The sequence below is a fragment of the Cupriavidus sp. 05L310 genome (assembly GCF_056398185.1).
The window spans coordinates 38,137-58,116 of record NZ_JBFTOX010000020.1; the positions used below are offsets into that span (position 1 = coordinate 38,137).

Annotated in this window: 18 protein-coding genes; 9 read left to right on the plus strand and 9 right to left on the minus strand. The window is 64.7% G+C overall.

Annotated features, from left to right (window positions below; all coding sequences use genetic code 11):
* Window positions 1–11 precede the first annotated feature (11 nt).
* The 3 genes from nirD (at window position 12) to AC1DS6_RS16340 (ending at window position 4,475) form a co-directional block, all read left to right on the plus strand.
* A complete protein-coding gene (nirD, locus tag AC1DS6_RS16330; protein WP_045236818.1) occupies window positions 12–383 on the plus strand; it encodes a nitrite reductase small subunit NirD in 372 nt (123 codons plus the stop codon).
* Window positions 380–1,609 carry an NAD(P)/FAD-dependent oxidoreductase gene (locus AC1DS6_RS16335; protein WP_428178847.1) on the plus strand — a complete coding sequence of 410 codons (1,230 nt, stop codon included), beginning with the start codon at window positions 380–382 and terminating at the stop codon, window positions 1,607–1,609. Before nirD ends, AC1DS6_RS16335 begins: the two co-directional genes overlap by 4 nt.
* 73 nt (window positions 1,610–1,682) lie before the next feature.
* A complete protein-coding gene (locus AC1DS6_RS16340) occupies window positions 1,683–4,475 on the plus strand; it encodes a molybdopterin-dependent oxidoreductase (protein WP_477102735.1) in 2,793 nt (930 codons plus the stop codon).
* A 24-nt stretch (window positions 4,476–4,499) separates the two neighbouring features.
* Here AC1DS6_RS16340 and ppk2 read toward each other — a convergent pair whose 3' ends face one another.
* The 6 genes from ppk2 to AC1DS6_RS16370 form a co-directional block, all read right to left on the minus strand.
* On the minus strand, window positions 4,500–5,312 hold the full coding sequence (gene ppk2, locus AC1DS6_RS16345) for a polyphosphate kinase 2 (RefSeq protein WP_441629485.1): 813 nt from the start codon (window positions 5,310–5,312) through the stop codon (window positions 4,500–4,502).
* Complete coding sequence (gene ftsH, locus AC1DS6_RS16350) at window positions 5,309–7,231, minus strand: ATP-dependent zinc metalloprotease FtsH (RefSeq protein WP_477102772.1); 1,923 nt, start codon at window positions 7,229–7,231, stop codon at window positions 5,309–5,311. Before ftsH ends, ppk2 begins: the two co-directional genes overlap by 4 nt.
* 568 nt (window positions 7,232–7,799) lie before the next feature.
* Window positions 7,800–8,045 (minus strand): hypothetical protein, encoded by a 246-nt coding sequence (locus AC1DS6_RS16355; RefSeq protein WP_477102736.1) that lies wholly within the window; start codon window positions 8,043–8,045, stop codon window positions 7,800–7,802.
* 175 nt (window positions 8,046–8,220) lie between these two features.
* Window positions 8,221–8,784: a TetR/AcrR family transcriptional regulator gene (locus AC1DS6_RS16360; RefSeq protein WP_441629488.1), complete on the minus strand. Its 564-nt coding sequence runs from the start codon at window positions 8,782–8,784 to the stop codon at window positions 8,221–8,223.
* A gap of 18 nt (window positions 8,785–8,802) precedes the next feature.
* A complete protein-coding gene (locus AC1DS6_RS16365; RefSeq protein WP_477102737.1) occupies window positions 8,803–9,204 on the minus strand; it encodes a nuclear transport factor 2 family protein in 402 nt (133 codons plus the stop codon).
* 94 nt (window positions 9,205–9,298) lie between these two features.
* A complete protein-coding gene (locus tag AC1DS6_RS16370) occupies window positions 9,299–10,147 on the minus strand; it encodes an alpha/beta fold hydrolase (protein WP_477102738.1) in 849 nt (282 codons plus the stop codon).
* Window positions 10,148–10,297: 150 nt separating this feature from the next.
* On the opposite strand from AC1DS6_RS16370, the gene AC1DS6_RS16375 reads away from it, so the two are divergent.
* The gene (locus tag AC1DS6_RS16375; RefSeq protein WP_441629491.1) at window positions 10,298–11,074 is read left to right on the plus strand and encodes an SDR family oxidoreductase; all 777 of its coding nucleotides are present in this window, start codon (window positions 10,298–10,300) and stop codon (window positions 11,072–11,074) included.
* 16 nt (window positions 11,075–11,090) lie between these two features.
* Here AC1DS6_RS16375 and AC1DS6_RS16380 read toward each other — a convergent pair whose 3' ends face one another.
* Complete coding sequence (locus AC1DS6_RS16380; protein ID WP_477102739.1) at window positions 11,091–11,957, minus strand: SDR family NAD(P)-dependent oxidoreductase; 867 nt, start codon at window positions 11,955–11,957, stop codon at window positions 11,091–11,093.
* A 261-nt stretch (window positions 11,958–12,218) separates the two neighbouring features.
* Between AC1DS6_RS16380 and AC1DS6_RS16385 the strand changes: the two genes are divergently transcribed.
* From AC1DS6_RS16385 to dmpG, 5 genes are all read left to right on the plus strand, one after another.
* Window positions 12,219–13,781 carry a DUF1302 domain-containing protein gene (locus AC1DS6_RS16385; protein WP_441629493.1) on the plus strand — a complete coding sequence of 521 codons (1,563 nt, stop codon included), beginning with the start codon at window positions 12,219–12,221 and terminating at the stop codon, window positions 13,779–13,781.
* A gap of 55 nt (window positions 13,782–13,836) precedes the next feature.
* Window positions 13,837–15,207: a DUF1329 domain-containing protein gene (locus tag AC1DS6_RS16390; RefSeq protein ID WP_477102740.1), complete on the plus strand. Its 1,371-nt coding sequence runs from the start codon at window positions 13,837–13,839 to the stop codon at window positions 15,205–15,207.
* Window positions 15,208–15,291: 84 nt separating this feature from the next.
* Window positions 15,292–16,074 carry a 2-oxopent-4-enoate hydratase gene (gene dmpE, locus AC1DS6_RS16395; RefSeq protein ID WP_441629495.1) on the plus strand — a complete coding sequence of 261 codons (783 nt, stop codon included), beginning with the start codon at window positions 15,292–15,294 and terminating at the stop codon, window positions 16,072–16,074.
* 35 nt (window positions 16,075–16,109) lie between these two features.
* Window positions 16,110–17,021 carry an acetaldehyde dehydrogenase (acetylating) gene (locus tag AC1DS6_RS16400; protein ID WP_150992279.1) on the plus strand — a complete coding sequence of 304 codons (912 nt, stop codon included), beginning with the start codon at window positions 16,110–16,112 and terminating at the stop codon, window positions 17,019–17,021.
* 10 nt (window positions 17,022–17,031) lie between these two features.
* Complete coding sequence (gene dmpG, locus AC1DS6_RS16405) at window positions 17,032–18,057, plus strand: 4-hydroxy-2-oxovalerate aldolase (protein WP_441629496.1); 1,026 nt, start codon at window positions 17,032–17,034, stop codon at window positions 18,055–18,057.
* A 211-nt stretch (window positions 18,058–18,268) separates the two neighbouring features.
* Here the strand turns inward: dmpG and AC1DS6_RS16410 are convergent, their stop codons facing one another.
* Complete coding sequence (locus tag AC1DS6_RS16410) at window positions 18,269–19,060, minus strand: TetR/AcrR family transcriptional regulator (protein ID WP_441629497.1); 792 nt, start codon at window positions 19,058–19,060, stop codon at window positions 18,269–18,271.
* A gap of 52 nt (window positions 19,061–19,112) precedes the next feature.
* Complete coding sequence (locus tag AC1DS6_RS16415) at window positions 19,113–19,883, minus strand: SDR family NAD(P)-dependent oxidoreductase (protein WP_441629498.1); 771 nt, start codon at window positions 19,881–19,883, stop codon at window positions 19,113–19,115.
* Window positions 19,884–19,980: the final 97 nt, after the last annotated feature.

The window sequence follows — 19,980 nt, forward strand, 5'->3', positions numbered from 1 at the left end:
AGGAAGACATCATGAGCCACACTCACCATACCGAAGCCTGGACCGCCGTTTGCAGCCTGCGCGACATCGTGCCCAATACCGGCGTGTGCGCACTGGTGGACAAGGCGCAGATCGCCGTGTTCCGGGTCGGCCCCGGCCACAGCGACGATCAGGGCGGCAACGGCGACCAGGTGTTCGCCATCTCCAATTACGATCCCAATTCCAACGCCGCCGTGCTGTCGCGCGGCCTGGTGGGCAGCCTGGGCGAGCGCATCGTGGTGGCGTCGCCGATCTACAAGCATCACTTCGACCTGCAGACCGGCGAATGCCTGGAAGCGCCCGAGCACTCCATCGCGGCGTATCCGGCCCGCGTCTATGACGGCAAAGTCTGGGTGGCCGCATGACCACGCCCCCCAAACCCCGCCTGGTGGTGGTCGGCAACGGCATGGCCGGCATGCGTACGGTCGAGGAGTTGCTCAAGCTCGCGCCCGACCTCTATGACATCACCGTGTTCGGCGCCGAGCCGCACGGCAATTACAACCGCATCCTGCTCTCGCCGGTGCTGGCAGGCGAGAAGACGGTCGCGGACATCATGCTCAACACCCGCGACTGGTACAAGCAGAACGGCATCGAACTGCTGGCCGGCGATCCGGTGGTGGCGATCGACCGCCGCCGCCGGCTGGTGCGCTCGCAGTCCGGGCGGGAAGTGGGTTACGACCGCCTGCTGCTGGCGACCGGCTCCAAGCCGTTCATCATCCCCGTGCCGGGCCACCAGCTTGATGGCGTGATCGCCTTTCGCGACATCCAGGACGTGGAAACCATGCTGGCAGCGGCCCGCAACCATCGCCACGCCGTGGTGATCGGCGGGGGCCTGCTCGGCCTGGAAGCCGCCAACGGCCTGATGCGCCAGGGCATGGAGGTCAGCGTAGTGCACGTGGCCGACAGCCTGATGGAGCGCCAGCTCGACAAGCCCGCCGCCGCGTTGCTCAAGCAGGCGCTGGAGCGCAAGGGCCTGCGCTTCCTGCTCAATGCCAATACCAGCGGCATCCTTGGGGAAGACCGCGTGACCGGCGTATGCTTTAAAGACGGTACCCGGATCCCCGCCGACCTGGTGGTGATGACCGCCGGCGTACGCCCCAATATCGAACTGGCCCAGCAGGCCGGGTTGCGCTGCGAGCGCGCCATCGTGGTGGACGACACCTTGCAGACCTTCGATCCGCGCGTGTACGCCGTGGGCGAATGCGTGCAGCACCGGCAGGCCACCTTCGGGCTGGTCGCGCCGATCTGGGAACAGGCGCGCGTGGCCGCCGCGCACCTGGCCGGCGCCGGGCATCGCCGCTATGTGCAGCAGGCCACGGCCACCAAGCTCAAAGTGACTGGCGTGGATCTTTACTCCGCCGGCGACTTCATCGGCGGCGAAGGCAGCGAGGATCTCGTCATGCGCGATCCGCGCCGCGGCATGTACAAGCGGCTGGTGCTGCAAGGCGGGCGGCTGGTCGGGGCGGTACTGTACGGCGACGTGCAGGACGGCCCCTGGTACTTCGACCTGATCCAGAGCGGCGCCCCGGTGGGCGCCATGCGCCAGCGGCTGCTGTTCGGCAAGGCGCAGTGCGAGGCCATGGCAGCCTGACCGATCTAACGCTTGAACGATTCAACGCTTGAACGATCCAGTCCCCGATTGACCGCCAGCAACGAGCGCTAACGTGAACCTGTCCGATATCCCCGTCATCCTCTCCACCGGTTCGCCCACCCTGCTGTCCGCCGACGCCGCAGTCACCGTCACCGATACCACCTGCCCGTATTGTGGCGTGGGCTGCGGCGTGCGCGCCACCCGCCATGCCGACGGCAGCGTGGAGGTGGCCGGCGACGCCAGCCACGGCTCCAACCAGGGCCGCCTGTGCGTGAAGGGCTCGGCCCTGGCCGAAACCGTTGGCCTGGAAGGCCGCCTGCTGCACCCGCAAGTACGCGGGGCCGACGGCGACTTGCAGCAAGTGTCCTGGGAGCACGCGCTGGACAAGGTCGCCCGGGGCTTCAAGGACATCATCGCCGAGCACGGCCCCGATGCCGTGGCGCTCTACGTCTCCGGCCAGTTGCTGACCGAGGACTACTACGTCGCCAACAAGCTGATGAAGGGCTTTATCGGCAGCGCCAATATCGACACCAATTCGCGGCTGTGCATGTCGTCGGCGGTGGCCGGGCACAAGCGCGCCTTTGGCGAGGACCTGGTGCCGGGCAACTACGAAGACCTGGAACTGGCCGACCTGGTGGTGCTGGTCGGCTCCAATACCGCCTGGTGCCACCCGATCCTGTTCCAGCGGCTGTTGAAAGCCAAGGAAGCCCGGCCCGATATGAAGCTGGTGGTGATCGACCCGCGCCGCACCGCAACGTGCGAGCTGGCCGACCTGCACCTGCCGGTCAAGCCGGGCACCGATGTGTGGCTGTTCAATGGCCTGCTGCACTACCTGGCGCAGCATGGCGCGCTGGACCAGTCGTTCATCGATGCCCATACCAGCGGCCTGGATGCCGCGCTGGCCGCGGCTGGCCCGGACTGCACCGATGTCGCCAAGGTGGCCAAAGCCTGCAAGCTGGACCCCGAAGCCCTGCGTGGTTTCTATGCGCTGTTCGCTGCCACGCCGAAGGTGGTGACCGGCTTCTCCCAGGGCGTGAACCAATCGTCGGCAGGCACCGACAAGGTCAACAGCATCATCAACTGCCACCTGGCCACTGGCCGGCTGGGCAAGCCGGGCATGGGCCCCTTCTCGCTGACGGGGCAGCCTAACGCGATGGGCGGCCGGGAAGTCGGCGGCCTGGCCAACATGCTGGCCGCGCACATGGAACTGGCCGACCCGCTGCACCGCGAGATCGTGCAAGCGTTCTGGGGCTCGCCCGCTATCGCGGACAAGCCAGGCCTGAAGGCGGTGGAGCTGTTCGAGGCCATCGAGCAAGGCCGGGTCAAGGCCGTGTGGGTGATCGCCACCAACCCGGTCGTCAGCCTGCCCGATGCCGACCAGGCCCGCCGCGCGCTGGCCAGATGCCAATTGGTGGTCAGCTCCGACATCATGCTGCGCACGGATACCAACGACGCGGCGCACGTCCTGCTGCCGGCGCTTGGCTGGGGCGAGAAGGACGGCACCGTCACCAGTTCCGAGCGCCGCATCTCGCGCCAGCGCGCCTTCCTGCCGGCGCCCGGCGAAGCCCGCGCCGACTGGCGGATCCTGTGCGACGTTGCCACGCGCATGGGCTTTGAGGGATTCCGCTTTGCCGGACCGCACGAGATCTTCGACGAGCACGCACGGCTGAGCGCGTACCGGAACGCGGGCAGCGGCGATCAGGCCCACGCGCCACGCCTGTTTGACCTCGCCGGGCTGGCTGGCATGAACCAGCAGCAATTCGACGCGCTCGCGCCGGTGCAATGGCCGGTGATGGCCGTGCCATCCGGGAGCCTCGCCAACGCGTCCGGCGGCACTGCGCGGCTGTTCGCCGACGGCCATTTCGCCCATCCCGATGGCCGCGCCCGCTTTATCGCCACCGCGCCGCGCGCGCCGTTCCACGCCACCGACGACGAGTTCCCCCTGGTGCTCAACACGGGCCGCGTGCGCGACCAGTGGCACACCATGACCCGCACCGGCAAATCGCCAAAGCTGGCCGACCACATCGCCGAGCCCTTCGTCGACATGCACCCGCAGGACGCCCTGCTTTGCGGCGTCAGCGAAGGCAAGCTGGCTCGCGTGACCACGCGCTGGGGCGCCATGGTGGCGCGGGTGCAGCACAGCGGCGGCATTGCGCGCGGCAGCGTATTCGTGCCGATCCACTGGAACAGCCAGTTCAGCTCCGATGCGCGCGTTGGCGCGCTGGTCAACCCGGTGGTGGACCCGGTCTCGGGCGAGCCCGAGTTCAAGCACACGCCGGTGCGCGTGGAAGAGTTCCGCGTGTCGTGGCATGGCTTCGTGTTGAGCCGCGAGGACCTCCGGGCGGACGCACTGACCTACTGGACGCGCATCCAGGGCCGCCATTTCCAGCGCTACGAATTCGCCGGCCGCGAGACGATCGCCGACCGCGCCGCGTGGGCCCGCCAGTTGCTCGGCATCGATGACCCCAGTGCGGACTGGATCGAGTACGAAGACCGCACCGCCGGCGTCTACCATGCCGGCCATGTGGTCGACGACCGCCTCCAGGCCTGCATCTATGTGTGCACGCGCCCCGAACTGCCCTCGCGCGCGTGGCTGTCCACGCTGTTCGCCAAGGAGCGCCTGGAAGACGCCGATCGCATCGGGCTGCTGCTGGGCCAGCCGATGGAAAAAGGCGCCGACGCCGGCCCCACCGTGTGCTCCTGCTTCGGCGTGGGGCGCAACACCATCTGCGACGCCGTGCGCAAGCACGACCTGAAGACGCCGGCCGATGTCACCGCCTGCGTGAAGGCGGGCGGCAATTGCGGGTCTTGCGTGCCGGAGTTGAAGAAGCTGCTGGCGGAGATACGGGTGGCGGAAGTGGCTTGATGGCGGCTTCATGGCGCCCGACAATCAAGCCGCGATAGCACCGTTCTCCAGACATGGCGCGTCATAGGTGAATACGACCTCCCGACTGGGGCGTATCAGCATGTCGTCCTTGTCGGCATAGTGCAGGCGCGTCAGCAAGTCCTTGATCAGGTTAAGGCGCGCCAGGCGCTTATCGTCGGCGCGCACCACGGTCCATGGCACCGCGGCGCTCGTGCGAGCAAACATCTCGTTGCGGGCCTCGCTGTATTTCTTCCACAAGCGCACCGCCTGCTGGTCGATCGGGCTGACCTTCCATTGCTTCAGCGGATCGCGCCGCCGCTCCGCAAGGCGCTTCCTCTGTTCCTCCTTGCTGATATCGAGGTAGTACTTGATCAAGCGGATTCCCGAGCGAACCAGCATGCTTTCAAACTCCGTGACGCTCGACATGAACTCCTCACGCTCTGCGTCGGTACAAAAACCCATGACGTGTTCAACGCCCGCGCGGTTGTACCAGCTACGATTGAACAGCGCGAATTCCCCGGCAGCCGGCAGGTACGCCACATAGCGTTGGAAGTACCACGAACCACGGTCCCGGTCGGAGGGTCTTCCCAGCGCCACCACCCGTGTCTCGCGCGGGCTGAGATACTCGACGATGCGCTTGATGGTGCCATCCTTGCCGGCTGCGTCGCGGCCTTCAAGGATCACCAGGATCTTGTCCTGGCAACCAATGAAGTGTTTCTGCAGCTTCACCAACTCTATCTGCAGCAGGCGTAGATCTTCCTCATAGCCATCGTGCCCATCGTGCGACGGGACGCCGTTCTCGTCTCCCGACAGATATCCATGCCGCCTCTTACTCATGATTCCGCTCCTACCGGCCGTCCGCTGCCCGGCATTTCGCCAGGCTGGGCGCTCTCCGGCACCAGCGCCTTACCCGACAGCAACTGATCCAGCGTTGCGCGATCCACAACTTCCTTCTCGAGCAGCAGTTTCGCCAGTCCTTTCAGCGTCTCCCGATGCTCCAGCAAGGTTTGCTGCACGCGCAGGCTCGCCTCCTTCAGCAGTTGCCTGACCTCGTCGTCGATCATTTGCGCCGTGCGCTCGCTGTACTCTTTTCGATCGTGCGGGAGCATGGCGGCGCCCGCGAACATGGGATTGGGCATGGCCTCGTAGGTAGCCAGCCCGAGTTGCTCGCTCATGCCGTATTGGGTAATCATCTGCCGGGCGATGTCGGTGGCGCGCTGCAAGTCATTCTGCGCGCCGGTGGAAACATCGGAAAAAATGATCTGTTCGGCAACGCGCCCACCCAGCAATACGTCGAGCCGGTCGAGCAACTCGCTTTTCTTGAGAAGATATCTATCCTCGGTCGGTGTCTGCTGCGTATAACCCAGCGCCGCGACGCCACGCGGAATAATGGAGATCTTCGAGACCCGGTCGGCATTGGGGCGATGTTCCGCAACCAGCGCGTGACCCGCTTCGTGAAACGCGATGGTTTCCTTCTCCCGGGGATTCATGACGCGGTTCTTCTTCTCCAGTCCACCGACGATCCGGTCTAATGCCTCGTCAAAATCTCCCACCTCGACGGCATCCTTGCCTTTGCGGGCCGCCAGCAGCGCCGCTTCATTGACCAGGTTAGCCAGATCCGCGCCGGCAAATCCCGGCGTACGCCCGGCCAGCCTGGCGAGATCCACGGTGGGGGCCAGGGTCACGTTCCTGGCATGCACCCTGAGAATCTGCTCTCGCCCTTTCAGGTCCGGACGGTCCAGCGCAACATGACGGTCGAATCGCCCGGGTCGCAGCAGCGCGGGATCGAGAATCTCGGGACGATTGGTGGCAGCCATGATGATGACCCCCTTATTGGTATCGAACCCGTCCATCTCCACCAGCAGTTGATTCAGGGTCTGCTCCCGCTCGTCCTGACCGCCGACGGCGTTGAAGCCGCGCGTCTTGCCAAGGGCATCCAGCTCGTCGATGAAGATAATGCAGGGCGCCTTCTGCTCAGCCTGCATAAAGAGGTCGCGCACCCGTGCAGCGCCCACGCCGACAAACATCTCGACGAAGCCGGAGCCACTCATGCTGAAAAAAGGCACCGCTGCTTCCCCTGCGACAGCCTTGGCGAGAAGCGTCTTGCCAGTCCCCGGCGCGCCAAGCAACAACACCCCTTTGGGGATCTTTCCACCAAGGCGCCGGTAGCGCTCGGGACTCCTGAGGAACTCCACGATTTCCATCAGTTCCGCCTTGGCCTCGTCGATGCCGGCAACGTCGGCAAAGGTGACACCGGTCTCCTTCTGCATATAGACCTTGGCCTTGCTCTTGCCGATCTCCATCATCCCGCCAGCCGCGCCACCCATGCGCTTGATCATAAAGCTCCAGAACGCAAAGAACAGCAGCGCGGGCACGACCCAGGACAGCAGTGTGGCAATCCACTTGTTGTCGACCTTCCCCAGGAAGCGCACCTTGGCGGCTTCGAGGTCCTGGACCAGATTGGGGTCATTGACCCGGACAGTGGCGAACTGATGATCGCCCTTCCCCTGGCCCAGCAGCGCATCCACCTCCGTTTTGGGCAACAGGCCTTCCAGTCCCTGCGTATTGAGGGTGCCGGTGACCACGTCATCCGCGATCACGACATCGCTGAGCTTGCCAGCCTTGAGCAGGACCTTGAAATCGCTATAGGAGAGATTGTCGACATGCGCGGAGCCAACATAACTCTGGATGACAAGCATCATCATCATCGCCAGGAGGACGTACCACAGGGAGAATTGCTGTTGTCGCGGTTCCATGGGCATTCATCACCTCGTGAGTTGGCATCGGTTCACGGTTTCCTCATTCTCTGACCAGCCTCGTCCGACAGTGTGCTGTGCAGCCATGCAAAAGAGTGACCGTGCCGCAAGAACCGGGCCGCCAACAGGATGGGCACCCGAATTGCCTGGCACTCCGCCACCCCGACGTACCGATTCAAGCACTCGCAGCCGCGCCAGGCATCACTACGCCTCTATCTAGTGTGTGCGTAGCCGGCGCCAAGAGATTGATGCCAATCAAGAAGGAACGATTCGTTGTGCCAGGTCGAGGTACCGCGCCCGGGCGGCGACGCCCGATGGCGGAGCGCATGCAGGGCATGCACGGCATGGACGGTCGATGATGATGGATAGGATGGACGGCAGGGGGATGTTCGGCGGCAAGGGGTGCGGGGCCGGCGGTCCCCGCATGAGTCAGGACCAGCGCATGAACCTCATGGAGGACAGCATGGGCCTGATGCCGATGATGATGGAACAGAGGCTGGACCGGCATGACCGGCCGATGCCGGCACCCGGAGAAGATCCCGCCATGTTCCCTGCCAGGACCGGGTGGCTACCGAGGCGGCCAATTACCCAGTAGCGTCACGGCCGAGACGCCCCGGTTCTGCCAGCAGGCATAGTCACAGTCAGTCGGCACGGCATCCACCGCCACCCGGATATCCGTCGCGGCTGCGGATGCGCGTTCGTTCGTGCCGTCCTCCCTGGCGGGAGCCGCCGCCGTGATCAGGCCGGCAGCGAAGCCAAGCGCCAGCACTGCGGCGGCGCCCAACAAACAGCCGATGCGATTTCCAGCTTTCACGACAGTCTCCTCCCTGCTTGTATCTTCTTTCCCTTCTGCCCTGCTCCTGCATCGCCGGGCTGGCACGGTCTGATGCCCCAAAGGTAGCCACTGGAACGAATAACTTCCTCGTCCAGGCAGACTAGGGGCAATCCCGTACGCCCGTGCGTGCGCCGGGAAGCAGGCGAAGCGCCAGCTAGTCCCCATAGAGCCGCAGCAGCGGCCCGACGCATTCCGCCAGGTCTACCGGCGCCAGTCGCAGCGAACGGGCGCATAGCAGGCCCCAGAGATGCGCCGCCAGCAGCATGGCCTTGTCTTGCTCGCCCAGCAGCCTGCCAAGGTCGTCGCACAGCACCTTGGCGCGGGCACGGATGCGGACTGTCAGGTGGCATAGCTCGCACGCAGGCGTGCAAGCGTGGTGCAGCAAGCCGAGGACGATGCCCGCATAGCGCGGCACTGCCTCGTCCTGCAACATCGTCGCAAGCACGCGCTCCAGATCCGGACGGGCCAGGCCCCCGCCGTTACCGGCGAAGGCCGCGAGCCAGCCGGCCAGATGCGCCTCCGCCCGCCCCATGATGGCTGCCAGCAGGTCGGCGCGGCTACGGAAGTGCCCGTAGACCGCACCGCGTGTCATGGCGATTGCACCGGCCACCTGTTCCAGCGTGACGCATTGCACGCCCTGGCGCTCGAACAGCCGCTCAGCGCTGGCGAGGATGCGCTCTCTCGTGACGGCCGCATCACACGCCCGACGTCTCACCATGGCCGCGCGGCACACGCCTTACTGCGGATGCACGTCATCCGGCCCCCAGAAGGCGCGCATGCCTGTAATGCGCCCGTCTGCACCAAAGGTCATCACATCGGTCACGTCGATGCGTACCGGCTGCCCCTGCATCTGCACGTACACCGCGAAACACAAGGCCGCCGCATTGCCGTGCGAACCCCGGGGCGCCGCCACCACTTCCAGGCGCGCATCGAGCGACGTCGCGTGCCGGTAGAAGGCGAGGATGCTGTCCCGCCCGGCTATCACCGGGCCGCCAACGGGGTCCTCGACGGTCGCGTCGTCGGCAAAAAGCGCCGCCACGCGCCCGGCGTCCGCCGCATTGAAAGCGGCCACGTAATCGAGCAAGGTGGCCTTCATGCCGGCGCTCTTGTTCGCGGCCATGGTTATGTCGATGGTCATTCCATTCCTCGCTGGAACAGGTTGAACGGGTATTCCATGTTGTCTCCTGCGTTTATTTACCTTGCGCTGCCGGCGTGCCGGCCGGACAGCCACGCTAAACGGCGGCCTCGGCCGTGTCCGCGAGGAAGCCCAGGCATTCGCGGTTGAAGTAATCGCTGTGCTCGACCATCACCCAGTGGCCGCAGCGATTGATCAGCACGAAGCGCGCATCGCGGCAACCCTGCAGGAACTTGAGAGCGCCGCCTGCCGGGTTGAAGCGGTCTTCCGTGCCCCAGAAACCGAGCACGGGGCACGCGATCTCACCCAGGCGTTCAGTCAGGTTGGGCACCTTCATGGTGGCCAGCACCTCGCGCGGCTGCTCCTTGCAGACGGCCATGCGCTCGTCCACCAGCGCATCGGTGACCAGTGTGGCGTCATGCACCAGCAACTTCAGCAGCTGGCGCATGGTGTCATGGTTCATTTGCCCGCCGGTGAACAGCGACACCATCTTCTCGATGCCCTCCATGCGGAAATAGGTTTCCCGGTCCTCGACGCCGCCTGGCGCCATCATCACCAGGCGGCTCACATGCTCCGGGTAGTCCAGTGCGTATTTCAGCGCAACGGCGCCGCCCAGCGAGTTGCCCACCAGCACGCAGCGCGGCAGTTCCAGCGCCAGCAATTGCGCGCGCAGCGCGGCGACGAAGAAGTCCAGCGTGTATTCCACATCCGCCGGCTTCGACGACTGCCCGTAGCCCGGCAGGTCGACCACCACGGCGCGGAAGCCGGCCGCGGTAAAAGCTGGCACGTTGTGCTTGAAGTTGCTGTGGCCGCTGGCGCCCGGGCCGCTGCCGTGGATGAAGACCACGGGCTCGCCGGCGCCGGCATCGAGGCAGTGCAGGCGCAGGCCGTCTGGCGTGGTGATGGTTTGGCCGGCCGGAAATGGTGCAGGCGACGTACTGGACATGTCGGTGTCTCCCCTGTTGTCATGACGAACCCGGCCAATCATGCGCATGCGCCACGGGGCAGGCATCGTCCTTTCAGACTACGAAGCGTCCCGTGGATTTCCCTAAGATCGCACTGACCAGCAAGGCAACGAGATCAAGGGAAAACAGAGATGACGGGAATCGACTTCAGCGGGAAGACGGTGTTGGTGACAGGTGGCGCGCGCGGCATTGGCCGCGCCATTGCCGAAGGTTTCCTCGCGGCAGGTGCCCGCGTGTTCACCTGCGGGCGCACGCCGCCGGCGCATGGCGGGACGCAGCACCGCCAGGCGGAATTCATGGCAGCCGACATCCGCGACACCGAGCAGGTAGAGGCCCTGCTGACCCGGATCGTCGACAGCGCCGGCTCGCTCGATGTCGTGATCCACAATGCCGGCGGCGCACCCTTCGCGCTCGCCGCGGACGCCTCGCCGCGCCTGATGGAATCGATCATCCGCCTGAACCTGGTGGCGCCGCTGCAACTGGCGCAGCGCGCCAACGCGCGCATGCAGGCCCAGGCCAGCGGCGGCGCGCAGATCTTCATCGGCAGCGTCAGCGCGCTGCGGCCCTCCCCCGGCACCGCCGCCTACGGCGCGGCCAAGGCGGGCATCCTGAACGCAGTCCGCTCGCTGGCGGTGGAATGGGCCCCACGCGTGCGGGTCACGGCCGTCAGTCCGGGCCTGGTGCTGACCGAGGCCGCGCAGCAGCAACACTACGGCGATCCGGCCACGCTCCAGCGGGTGGCCGATACCGTGCCGCTCGGACGCCTTGCCGCTCCGCGCGACATTGCCGACGCCTGCCTCTTCCTGGCCTCGCCGCATGCCGCCTACGTATCGGGCGCCAACCTGGTCATCGACGGTGGCGGCGAGCGTCCGGCCTTCCTCGACGCGGCAGTCCACCAGGCCAGCTGAGCCGCCCGGTGCGCGCCTACTCGACCTTGGCCGGATGCGCCTGCACCGGCCCGCCCAGCACCGAGCGATAGGAAACGGGCTGCTTGCCGTCGATATCGCATATGCCGTACTCCTGCGCAATCTCGGCGCTGATCAGCACCTGGCCGGATTTCTCCATGACGGCGGCGTCGCCATGCAAGGCGAGTATGACCTTGCCGGTGAATTCCGGGCTTTCCGCGCTCGGCGCAAAGGCGGCGTATTTGTCGGGCTCGCGCTCCCAGACCCGCATGGTGCGCTCGGTGCGCAGCGGGCCCATCCAGACCGATACCGCCGCCACGCCGTACGGGCGCAGGTCAACCGCCATGTCCTTGGCGAACTTGTCCAATCCGGTCTTCTGCGCGCCATAGGCCGGACCGTGCATATAGCAGCTCGCGCCGAAAGACGACGTGAACGCCATCAAGCCGCGCCCGCCAGCCACCATCATGGGCGCCGCATGCCAGCTCGCCACATAGGCCGAGCGCAGGCCCACGTCGAGGATGTCCACCAGGGCCAGCGGCTTCTCCCAGAAGCCGCCCGGCTCGATCAGTTCGTCATGCAGGAAGGTGGCGTTGTTCACCAGGATATCCAGCCGCCCCGATTCGTCGCCCACCTGCTCGAACAGCCTGCGCACCTGCGCATCGTCGCGATGGTCGCAGGCCACCGCGATGCCCTTGCCGCCGCGCGCATCGATCTCGCGCGCGGTCTCGTGGATGGTGCCGGGCAACGGCGCCTCGCCGTCGCGCTCGGTGCGCCCGGTGACGTACACCGTCGCGCCGGCTTGCGCCAGCGCCAGCGCGATGCCCTTGCCCGCGCCACGCGAGCCGCCGGTGACTACCGCAACGATGGATTCCTTTGCACTGCGCATCGCATTCCTCCTCAGTGATTCCCGCGCCGCGACCTCACCGCGCGGGGCGATGCCCGACGCTATCGCGCATGCCGCCGCGCTTCATCCTCCGTTCGGACTAGCGGCGTGCCTGCGAGTGCGGCCGTTCGCCATCGCATAGGGGAAACCGTCTAGTCCGTTCTGACGATTCCGCGCCCACCGTCGCTCATTACGCTTCTCATCAAAGAAGAAGCCACAAGACGTGCTCGGTCAATGCATCACCAACACCATAGGGGGAGACAAGTGCAAGTGTCACAAACGGGTTCACCACATCGCACACGCAGGCTACGGCCAGCCGCCATCGTTTCGGCCATCGCCGCGGCGATCACGCCGTCCGCCTGGGCCGGCAACACCATCGATCTCGGCAACGATACGTCGCTTAGCTATTCCTTCAACACCACCTATGCCGCGGCCGTGCGGGTGCAGGGACAAAGCGGTGCACTGCTGGCACCCGCCAATATCAATGGCGACGACGGCGACCGCAACTTCAAGCGCGGCGACATGACCGCCAACCGTGCCACCGTGCTGGGCGAGGCCAACCTCCAGCGCGGCGAGTTTGGTGCCTTCCTGCGCGGCAGTGCGTTCTACGACCGGGCCTATCGCACTTCCAATTCCAACGATGCGCCCGCCACCGTCAACCACTCCGGCCCCTTCAATGAGTTTACGGATTCCGCGCGCTACTACAACGGCCAGCGGGCCCAGTTGCTGGATGCCTACGCTTATGGCACCTTCAACATCGACAGCACGCGTTTGAGCGTCAAGCTCGGCAATCAGGTAGTGGCATGGGGCGAGAGTCTGTTCTTCCCCAACATCGCCGGAGCGCAGGGGCCGGCGGACGCCACCAAGTCGTTTGTGCCGGGGGCCGAAGTCAAGGACATCCTGCTGCCGGTGCCACAGGCCTCGTTGCAGTGGGAAGCGAATCCCAATTTCAGCCTGCTTGGCTATTACCAGTTCACCTACAAGTCCAACCAACTCAACCCCGCTGGCGCCTACTTCAGTACCTCCGACGTCGTTGGGCCGGGTGCCGAATTCATCATCGGCCCCGGTGGCAGACACATCCCGCGCGGTTCGGATATCAACCCACCAAACTCCGGCCAGTGGGGCGTAGGTACTCGCTTTCGCGCGTTCGACGCCGAGTTTGGCTTGTACCAATTGCGCTACCACGACAAAAATCCGAATGTCGTGACAACCCTGTTCCCGACGCTGCAGTACCAGCAGAAGTTCTTCAGCGGCATCAATCTGACCGGCGCGAGCTTCTCAACGCAATTTCTCGGCGCCAACGTGGCGGGCGAAGTCAGCTACAAAGACGGCGTGCCAATCCTGGTGAATGTCAACGGTGCCGCCACCGCAACACCAGGCAAGGCAGTCCAGGGCCAGATGTCGGCCATTTACTCCATCGGACCGACATTCCTCGCCAGCTCCCAGAGCCTGGTGGGCGAAATCGCCTACCTGCATGTGCTCAGCGTCACGCCGGTCAATGGCTTCAGCACACTCACCAACACCAGGAACTCGGCGGCCCTGCAGCTTGGCTGGTCGCTCTCCTATCTCAACATCTTTAACGGCTGGGACATGACGGTGCCGCTGACGTATGCGCACGAATTCAGCGGAAAGTCGGCAGTGGCCGGCGGCTTCGGTTCACTGACCGGATATGGTGACCGCCGCGCGAGCGTCGGCGTGACCTTCAGATATTTGAACAACCTCGAACTGAACCTGACTTACGCGATGTTCCTGGGCAAGGCGAACATTGTTAATCGACCGTTGGCCGACCGCGACTATGTGGCATTCAATGCGAAGTATTCGTTTTGACCTGGCAGCGATATCACGCGCAATTGCCAGATTTATCTAAAGGAGTGAGACTGTGATGCGACAGCATAAAAATCTTTTGATCCGTAGCACGTTGCTGGCCAGCAGCATGCTGCTGGCGGCAGCCTCGTACGCCTCGGTGACGCCGGACGAACTCAAGCAACTCGATGGCGACCTGACCCCGATGGGCGCCGAGCGCGCCGCCAGCAAGGACGGGCAGATCCCCGCCTGGGGCGGGAAATGGCTGGGCGCCCCCCCCGGAGTGCAGTGGAAGCGGGGAGACCGCTACCCCGACCCTTACGCCAGCGAAAAGCCGGTCGTGGTGATCACCGCGCAGAACATGGAAAAGTACGCCGATCACTTGACCGACGGCGAGAAGGCACTGTTCAAGAAGTATCCGGATACCTTCAAGATGCCGGTATATCCGACCCATCGCGACTTCCGCTACAACGATGCGACCTACAAGAACATCCGCACCTACGCGCCCGGCACCAGAATGACGGCCGACGGTAACGGATTGAAGGACGCCCCCCCTATCGTCCCCTTCCCGATCCCGAAGAGCGGCCTCGAACTGATGTGGAACCTGCGCTACTCCCCGTCGATGAATACCGAATCCGCCACCTACGACCAGGCAGCCGTATACGGCGACGGCAACATTGCCTGGGGCCGTGTGCGTTATTCGATCCTATCGCCGCGGAATGGCGCCAACTTCGACCTCAAGAGCGACACCAGGGGCTTTTTCCGCACCGCGACCGATCTGCCCCTGCGCGACCGGGGCATGCTGTCTGTCGGCCACGAATTTTATGACAAGGAAGGCTCCGATACCCGCCGCGCGTGGCAGTACAACCCCGGTACGCGGCGCGTACGGCAGGCCCCGGAATTTGGCTTCGATCAGCCCTCCGGCGCAGGCGGAATCCGCACCCTCGACGACGACCGCCTGTTCAACGGCTCGGGTGAACGCTACAACTGGAAGATTGTCGGCAAGAAGCAAATCTATGTGCCGTACAACAACTACAAGCTGATGAGCCCGGCCAAGTACCAGGACATCCTGGGCAAAGGCCACCTCAACCCGGACTATATGCGCTATGAAATGCATCGCGTATGGGTCCTGGAAGCCACCCTCAAGGAGGGCTTCCGGCATCAGTACGCCAAGCGGGTGCTTTACCTGGACGAGGACAGCTGGACCGCTCTCGCCGCCGACAACTATGATGCGCGCGGCCAGCTGTGGCGAACCAACCTGGCGGCAACCGTCTATGCCTATGACGCACGAAACCTCTACCCGACCACAACCACATATCATGACTTGATTTCGGGTGCCTATCTCGCCGACCGCCTGACCAACGAGGGGCCGATGCCGGTGCTCAACAACAGCCCCGAGTTCAACGAGACCTACTTCTCGCCCGACGCGGCGCGAGGTGCCGGTCACTGACCGCACGCCTTCAATCGCCCCCTTCCCGCAAAGGCCAAGGGGGCGAATTTCATCGCATTGCCCCGCCTGACATCGAGTCTGACCATGGATCCCGAACTGATCGCCGCATTCGGCGATGACCTTCATCGAGCCCTGACCGCCCGCGTACCAGTCGCCCCATTGAGCGGACGTGGCCACCCGCTCACGGTGCGCGACGCCTATCACATCCAGCAGCATTTCGTTGCACGGCGGCTGGCGCAAGGCGACCGCGTCACCGGCAAGAAAATCGGCGTTACCAGTTTGCCCGTGCAGCAGATGCTGGACGTGCACCAGCCCGACTTCGGCATGCTGCTGGCCAGCATGGAATATCCGGACGGCAAGGCCATTGCCGCAAACACGCTGATCCAGCCACGCGCCGAAGGCGAGATTGCCTTCTTCCTCAAACGAGACCTGCGCGGCCCCGGTGTGACCCGCGCGGATGTGCTGGCCGCCACCGAGGCGGTCTCGGCCTGCTTCGAGATCGTAGACTCACGCATCACCGACTGGCGCATCCGTATTCAGGACACGGTGGCCGACAACGCCTCTTGTGGGGTCTACGTGCTTGGCGAGGAGCGCGTGAGCCCGGCCGGCCTCGACCTTGCCGCCTGCACCATGGCGCTTGAAAAAAACGGCGCCGTTGTCGCTACAGGCCAGGGCAGCGCCGCCCTCGGTCATCCCGCCGAGGCGGTGGCCTGGCTGGCCAACACGCTCGGCGAACTCGGCATTCCACTGCTTGCCGGCGAGACCATTCTTTCCGGCTCCCTTGCGGCGCTGATTCCTGTCGCTGCCGGAGACCGCCTGCGACTGCGCATCGACGGGATCGGCACGTGCAGCACCGAATTCGTCTGAACTCACCCACAACTCCAAACCAGGCAAGAAGCCCCATGGCAAAAATCAAGTGCGCCCTGATCGGCCCCGGCAATATTGGCACTGACCTGCTTTACAAGCTGCGCCGCAGCACCGTCCTGGAACCCGTCTGGATGGTTGGCGTCGACCCGAATTCGGATGGCCTCGCCCGGGCCCGCGAACTGGGCCTGAAGACAACCGACCAGGGCCTCGACGGCCTGCTGCCGCACCTGGCCGCAGACGACATCCGCATCGCTTTCGATGCGACCTCGGCCTACGTGCACCGCCAGCACTCCGACCAGCTCACCGCGCGCGGCGTGCGCGTGATCGACCTCACGCCGGCGGCCATCGGGCCCTTCTGCGTGCCGCCGGTCAACCTGGACGAACATCTCGGCAGCAATGCGATGAACGTCAATATGGTCACCTGCGGCGGGCAGGCCACCATTCCCATGGTGTACGCCGTGTCGCGCGTGCAGGCGGTGGCCTATGGCGAGATCGTCGCCACCGTTTCCTCGCGCTCGGTCGGGCCCGGCACGCGCCGGAACATCGACGAGTTCACCCGCACCACCGCAGGCGCCATCGAACAGGTGGGCGGCGCGCGGCAGGGCAAGGCCATCATCGTCATCAACCCGGCCGAGCCTCCGCTCATCATGCGCGACACCATCCACTGCCTGACCGAGGACGAGCCGGACGTGGAAGCCATCACGGCGTCGGTCCACGACATGATTGCCGAGGTGCGGCAATACGTGCCCGGCTACACGCTCAAGAACGGCCCTGTCTTCGACGGCAAGCGCGTCTCCATCTTCATGGAAGTCGAGGGCCTGGGCGACTACCTGCCCAAGTACGCCGGCAATCTCGACATCATGACCGCCGCCGCCGCGCGCACCGCCGAGCGCATCGGCGCCGCCATGCTGCGCGGCGCGCTGCCCGCCGTGGCCACTACCGCATAAGGAGCCCGATATGAACCAACGCATTACCGTGCACGACATGACCCTGCGCGACGGCATGCACCCGAAGCGCCACCAGATCTCGCTCGACCAGATGAAGACGATCGCCCGCGGGCTGGACGACGCCGGCGTGCCGCTGATCGAAGTGACCCATGGCGACGGCCTGGGCGGCGCCTCGGTCAACTACGGCTTTCCCGCGCATAGCGACGAGGAATACCTGCAAGCCGTGCTGGGCGAACTGAAGCAAGCCAAGGTCTCCGCCCTGCTGCTGCCCGGCATCGGCACCATCGACCACCTGCGCATGGCGCATGAACTGGGCGTGCACACCATCCGCGTAGCCACTCACTGCACCGAGGCCGATGTCTCCGAGCAGCATATCGGCATGGCGCGCAAACTTGGCATGGACACCGTGGGCTTCCTGATGATGGCGCACATGGCGCCGGAAGCGACGCTGGTGGAACAGGCGCTGCTGATGGAGTCCTATGGCGCAAACTGCCTCTACATCACCGATTCGGCGGGGCATATGCTGCCGCACGACGTCACCGCCAAGCTGACGGCCGTGCGCCAGGCGCTCAAGCCGGAAACCGAACTGGGCTTCCACGGCCACCACAACCTGGCCATGGGGATTGCCAACTCGCTGGCGGCCGTGGCCTGCGGCGCCACGCGCATCGACGCGGCAGCCGCCGGGCTGGGCGCCGGCGCCGGCAATACGCCGATGGAAGTCTTCGTGGCGGTCTGCGAGCGCATGGGCATCGAGACCGGCGTGGACGTGTTCCGCATCGCCGACGTCGCCGAAGACCTGGTGGTACCCATCATGGACCAGCCGATCCGCATCGACCGCGATGCGCTTACGCTGGGCTACGCCGGCGTGTACTCGTCCTTCCTGCTGTTCGCCAAGCGCGCCCAGGCCAAGTACGGCATTCCGGCGCGCGAGATCCTGGTCGAGCTGGGGCGTCAACGGCTGGTCGGAGGTCAGGAAGACATGATTGAAGACACCGCAATGACCTTGGCACGCTCGCGCGGCCTGCCATTAGGCTGACCAGTCTGAAACGCACGCCCTTGCCGGCGGCACGCTCGCATACGGTACTACCGTATTTGGCCGCCGCCGCCGTTGCCTGCCATGTCGGACGGAACCCTGCGTGCCGCCTTAACTCGTAAGGCAGGATGCCCTGCGTTGGCTACGCCATTTCCCTAGTCGCCGAACCCACAATCCTTGCGCCGCCGACAGGCTATCGAACAGTTCGCCCGTTCTATGTCTCGCAGTCGCCGAATCGACTGTGCAAGTTGGTTGGAGCCGCCATCCCGCCACAAAGAAACTCGATCAGAATCTCCACGTGGTCCCACAGTACCTGTTCCCGCGAAGCGTTCCCCGGAGCTATCGGCAATTGGGGACGAGCGGATATGTCGGCGAGACTCTGGAGCATCGCATGGGAACAGACGATCAGCCGCAGCCCGAGCACTCGCATAGGAATTTCGGGCAGGATGCGCTGAAGCATTGCAATCAAGGCGGAGGAATTCTCCCCAAACGACTGCTCGAATATCCGGGCGATCTTCGGGTTGCGGTCCGTATGGAGGCGCGCCAGGAATTGAACATAGCGCGCACCCGCGCTGCCTTCTTCAATGATCTTCCTGGCAAGCGGGATGACAAGTATTTCCACGACGGCGCGGAGCGTGACCTGTGGCTGCGCCTGAAGGGAATCGTACATGGCACGGCGTTGCGCCATCAACGGCATCATATGGCGCTCCAGCAGCGCGTCCACTACCTTATCCAGGCCGCCGAAGTGATAGTGGAGAATACCGGCGCTAACGCCGGCCGCCGCGTTGATGCTGCGCGCAGATACGCCGTCCACGCCGTACTTGGCCATCAGTTCTTCGGCCGCCAGCAGAATGCGTTCCCGGGCCTCGCCTTTTACAGTGGGTAATGTCATCGAATACAGATAGGACGGGTGCCGCCTCCCCCTCTGAGGCAATTGGCCAATGACGCCAATAACCCCATATTCCGTGCGGTCGTTGAGACAGTGCGACAGGGCATTGGGCAGCAATGCGGCTCAATGCCCTGTCGCGCCCGGCTATGCGTTCGGCACTACTGCCGACTCACATACGCTGCGATGAGATGTTGCCGCCATCAACAACAATCTCCGCGGCAGTAATGTAACTCGCCTCGTCCGACAAAAGGAAGCGCGCAACACGGCCAATTTCCTCCGGTTGACCCAGTCGGCCGAGGAGAATACGGCGCTCGAAGGTGCCTGCCGGCAAACTGTCCACGGCGGGCTGGAGCATTGGCGTCAGGATCTGGCCCGGGGAAATCGCGTTGATACGGATGTTATCGCGCCCAAGACCGTCCGCCAGCGACCGGATCAGTGACAACATGCCGCCTTTCGCTGCGCTGTAGATGGGGTTGATATGATTGCCCAGGGTAGCGTTGATTGACGCAATGCCGACCACCGCAGAGCCCGGATTGGCGCGGAGATCCGGCAACAGCGCCTGCACCAGGAGTGCGAATGAGCGGAGGTGGACATTGATGCCAGCATCCCATTTTTCCGGAGTGATGCCCTCGAGCGACTCGGTATCGACCGTACCCGCAGCATGGAGCAAGCCACCAATTCTGGGCAATGCCGCGCGGGTTGCGCTCAGCGCAGTCCGCAGCGCGCCGGGATCGCACAGGTCGACGCCAACGCCGAGTGCCGCAACGCCAAATTCCTTGGCAATCTCCGCTGCCCGGCTTTGCGCCTTCTCAGCCTGGATGTCCCACAGCGCGACATCGCGACCTACGGCGGCTAGTGCGCGCGCCGAGGCAAGCCCGAGCCCGGAAGCCCCACCAGTGACGATCACGGCTGTATTGGGCGACGCGAGTAACGATTTCATTTGAGGTCTCCTGTCAAGATGGTTTGAGTGATCGAATGAACCTGGCAACGAGGACGCCTGTGCGCAAGGCTACGACAGGCTCCGGGCAGCGTGCAAC

Bases quoted from the DNA above. Each gene is read 5' to 3' on its own strand.
- ftsH (WP_477102772.1), bottom strand. From the start codon at position 7,231: ATGGAACCGCGACAACAGCAATTCTCCCTGTGGTACGTCCTCCTGGCG.
- AC1DS6_RS16375 (WP_441629491.1), top strand. From the start codon at position 10,298: ATGACGGGAATCGACTTCAGCGGGAAGACGGTGTTGGTGACAGGTGGC.
- AC1DS6_RS16390 (WP_477102740.1), top strand. From the start codon at position 13,837: ATGCGACAGCATAAAAATCTTTTGATCCGTAGCACGTTGCTGGCCAGC.
- ppk2 (WP_441629485.1), bottom strand. From the start codon at position 5,312: ATGAGTAAGAGGCGGCATGGATATCTGTCGGGAGACGAGAACGGCGTC.
- AC1DS6_RS16360 (WP_441629488.1), bottom strand. From the start codon at position 8,784: ATGGTGAGACGTCGGGCGTGTGATGCGGCCGTCACGAGAGAGCGCATC.
- nirD (WP_045236818.1), top strand. From the start codon at position 12: ATGAGCCACACTCACCATACCGAAGCCTGGACCGCCGTTTGCAGCCTG.
- dmpE (WP_441629495.1), top strand. From the start codon at position 15,292: ATGGATCCCGAACTGATCGCCGCATTCGGCGATGACCTTCATCGAGCC.
- AC1DS6_RS16380 (WP_477102739.1), bottom strand. From the start codon at position 11,957: ATGCGCAGTGCAAAGGAATCCATCGTTGCGGTAGTCACCGGCGGCTCG.
- dmpG (WP_441629496.1), top strand. From the start codon at position 17,032: ATGAACCAACGCATTACCGTGCACGACATGACCCTGCGCGACGGCATG.
- AC1DS6_RS16415 (WP_441629498.1), bottom strand. From the start codon at position 19,883: ATGAAATCGTTACTCGCGTCGCCCAATACAGCCGTGATCGTCACTGGT.
- AC1DS6_RS16370 (WP_477102738.1), bottom strand. From the start codon at position 10,147: ATGTCCAGTACGTCGCCTGCACCATTTCCGGCCGGCCAAACCATCACC.
- AC1DS6_RS16365 (WP_477102737.1), bottom strand. From the start codon at position 9,204: ATGACCATCGACATAACCATGGCCGCGAACAAGAGCGCCGGCATGAAG.
- AC1DS6_RS16400 (WP_150992279.1), top strand. From the start codon at position 16,110: ATGGCAAAAATCAAGTGCGCCCTGATCGGCCCCGGCAATATTGGCACT.
- AC1DS6_RS16335 (WP_428178847.1), top strand. From the start codon at position 380: ATGACCACGCCCCCCAAACCCCGCCTGGTGGTGGTCGGCAACGGCATG.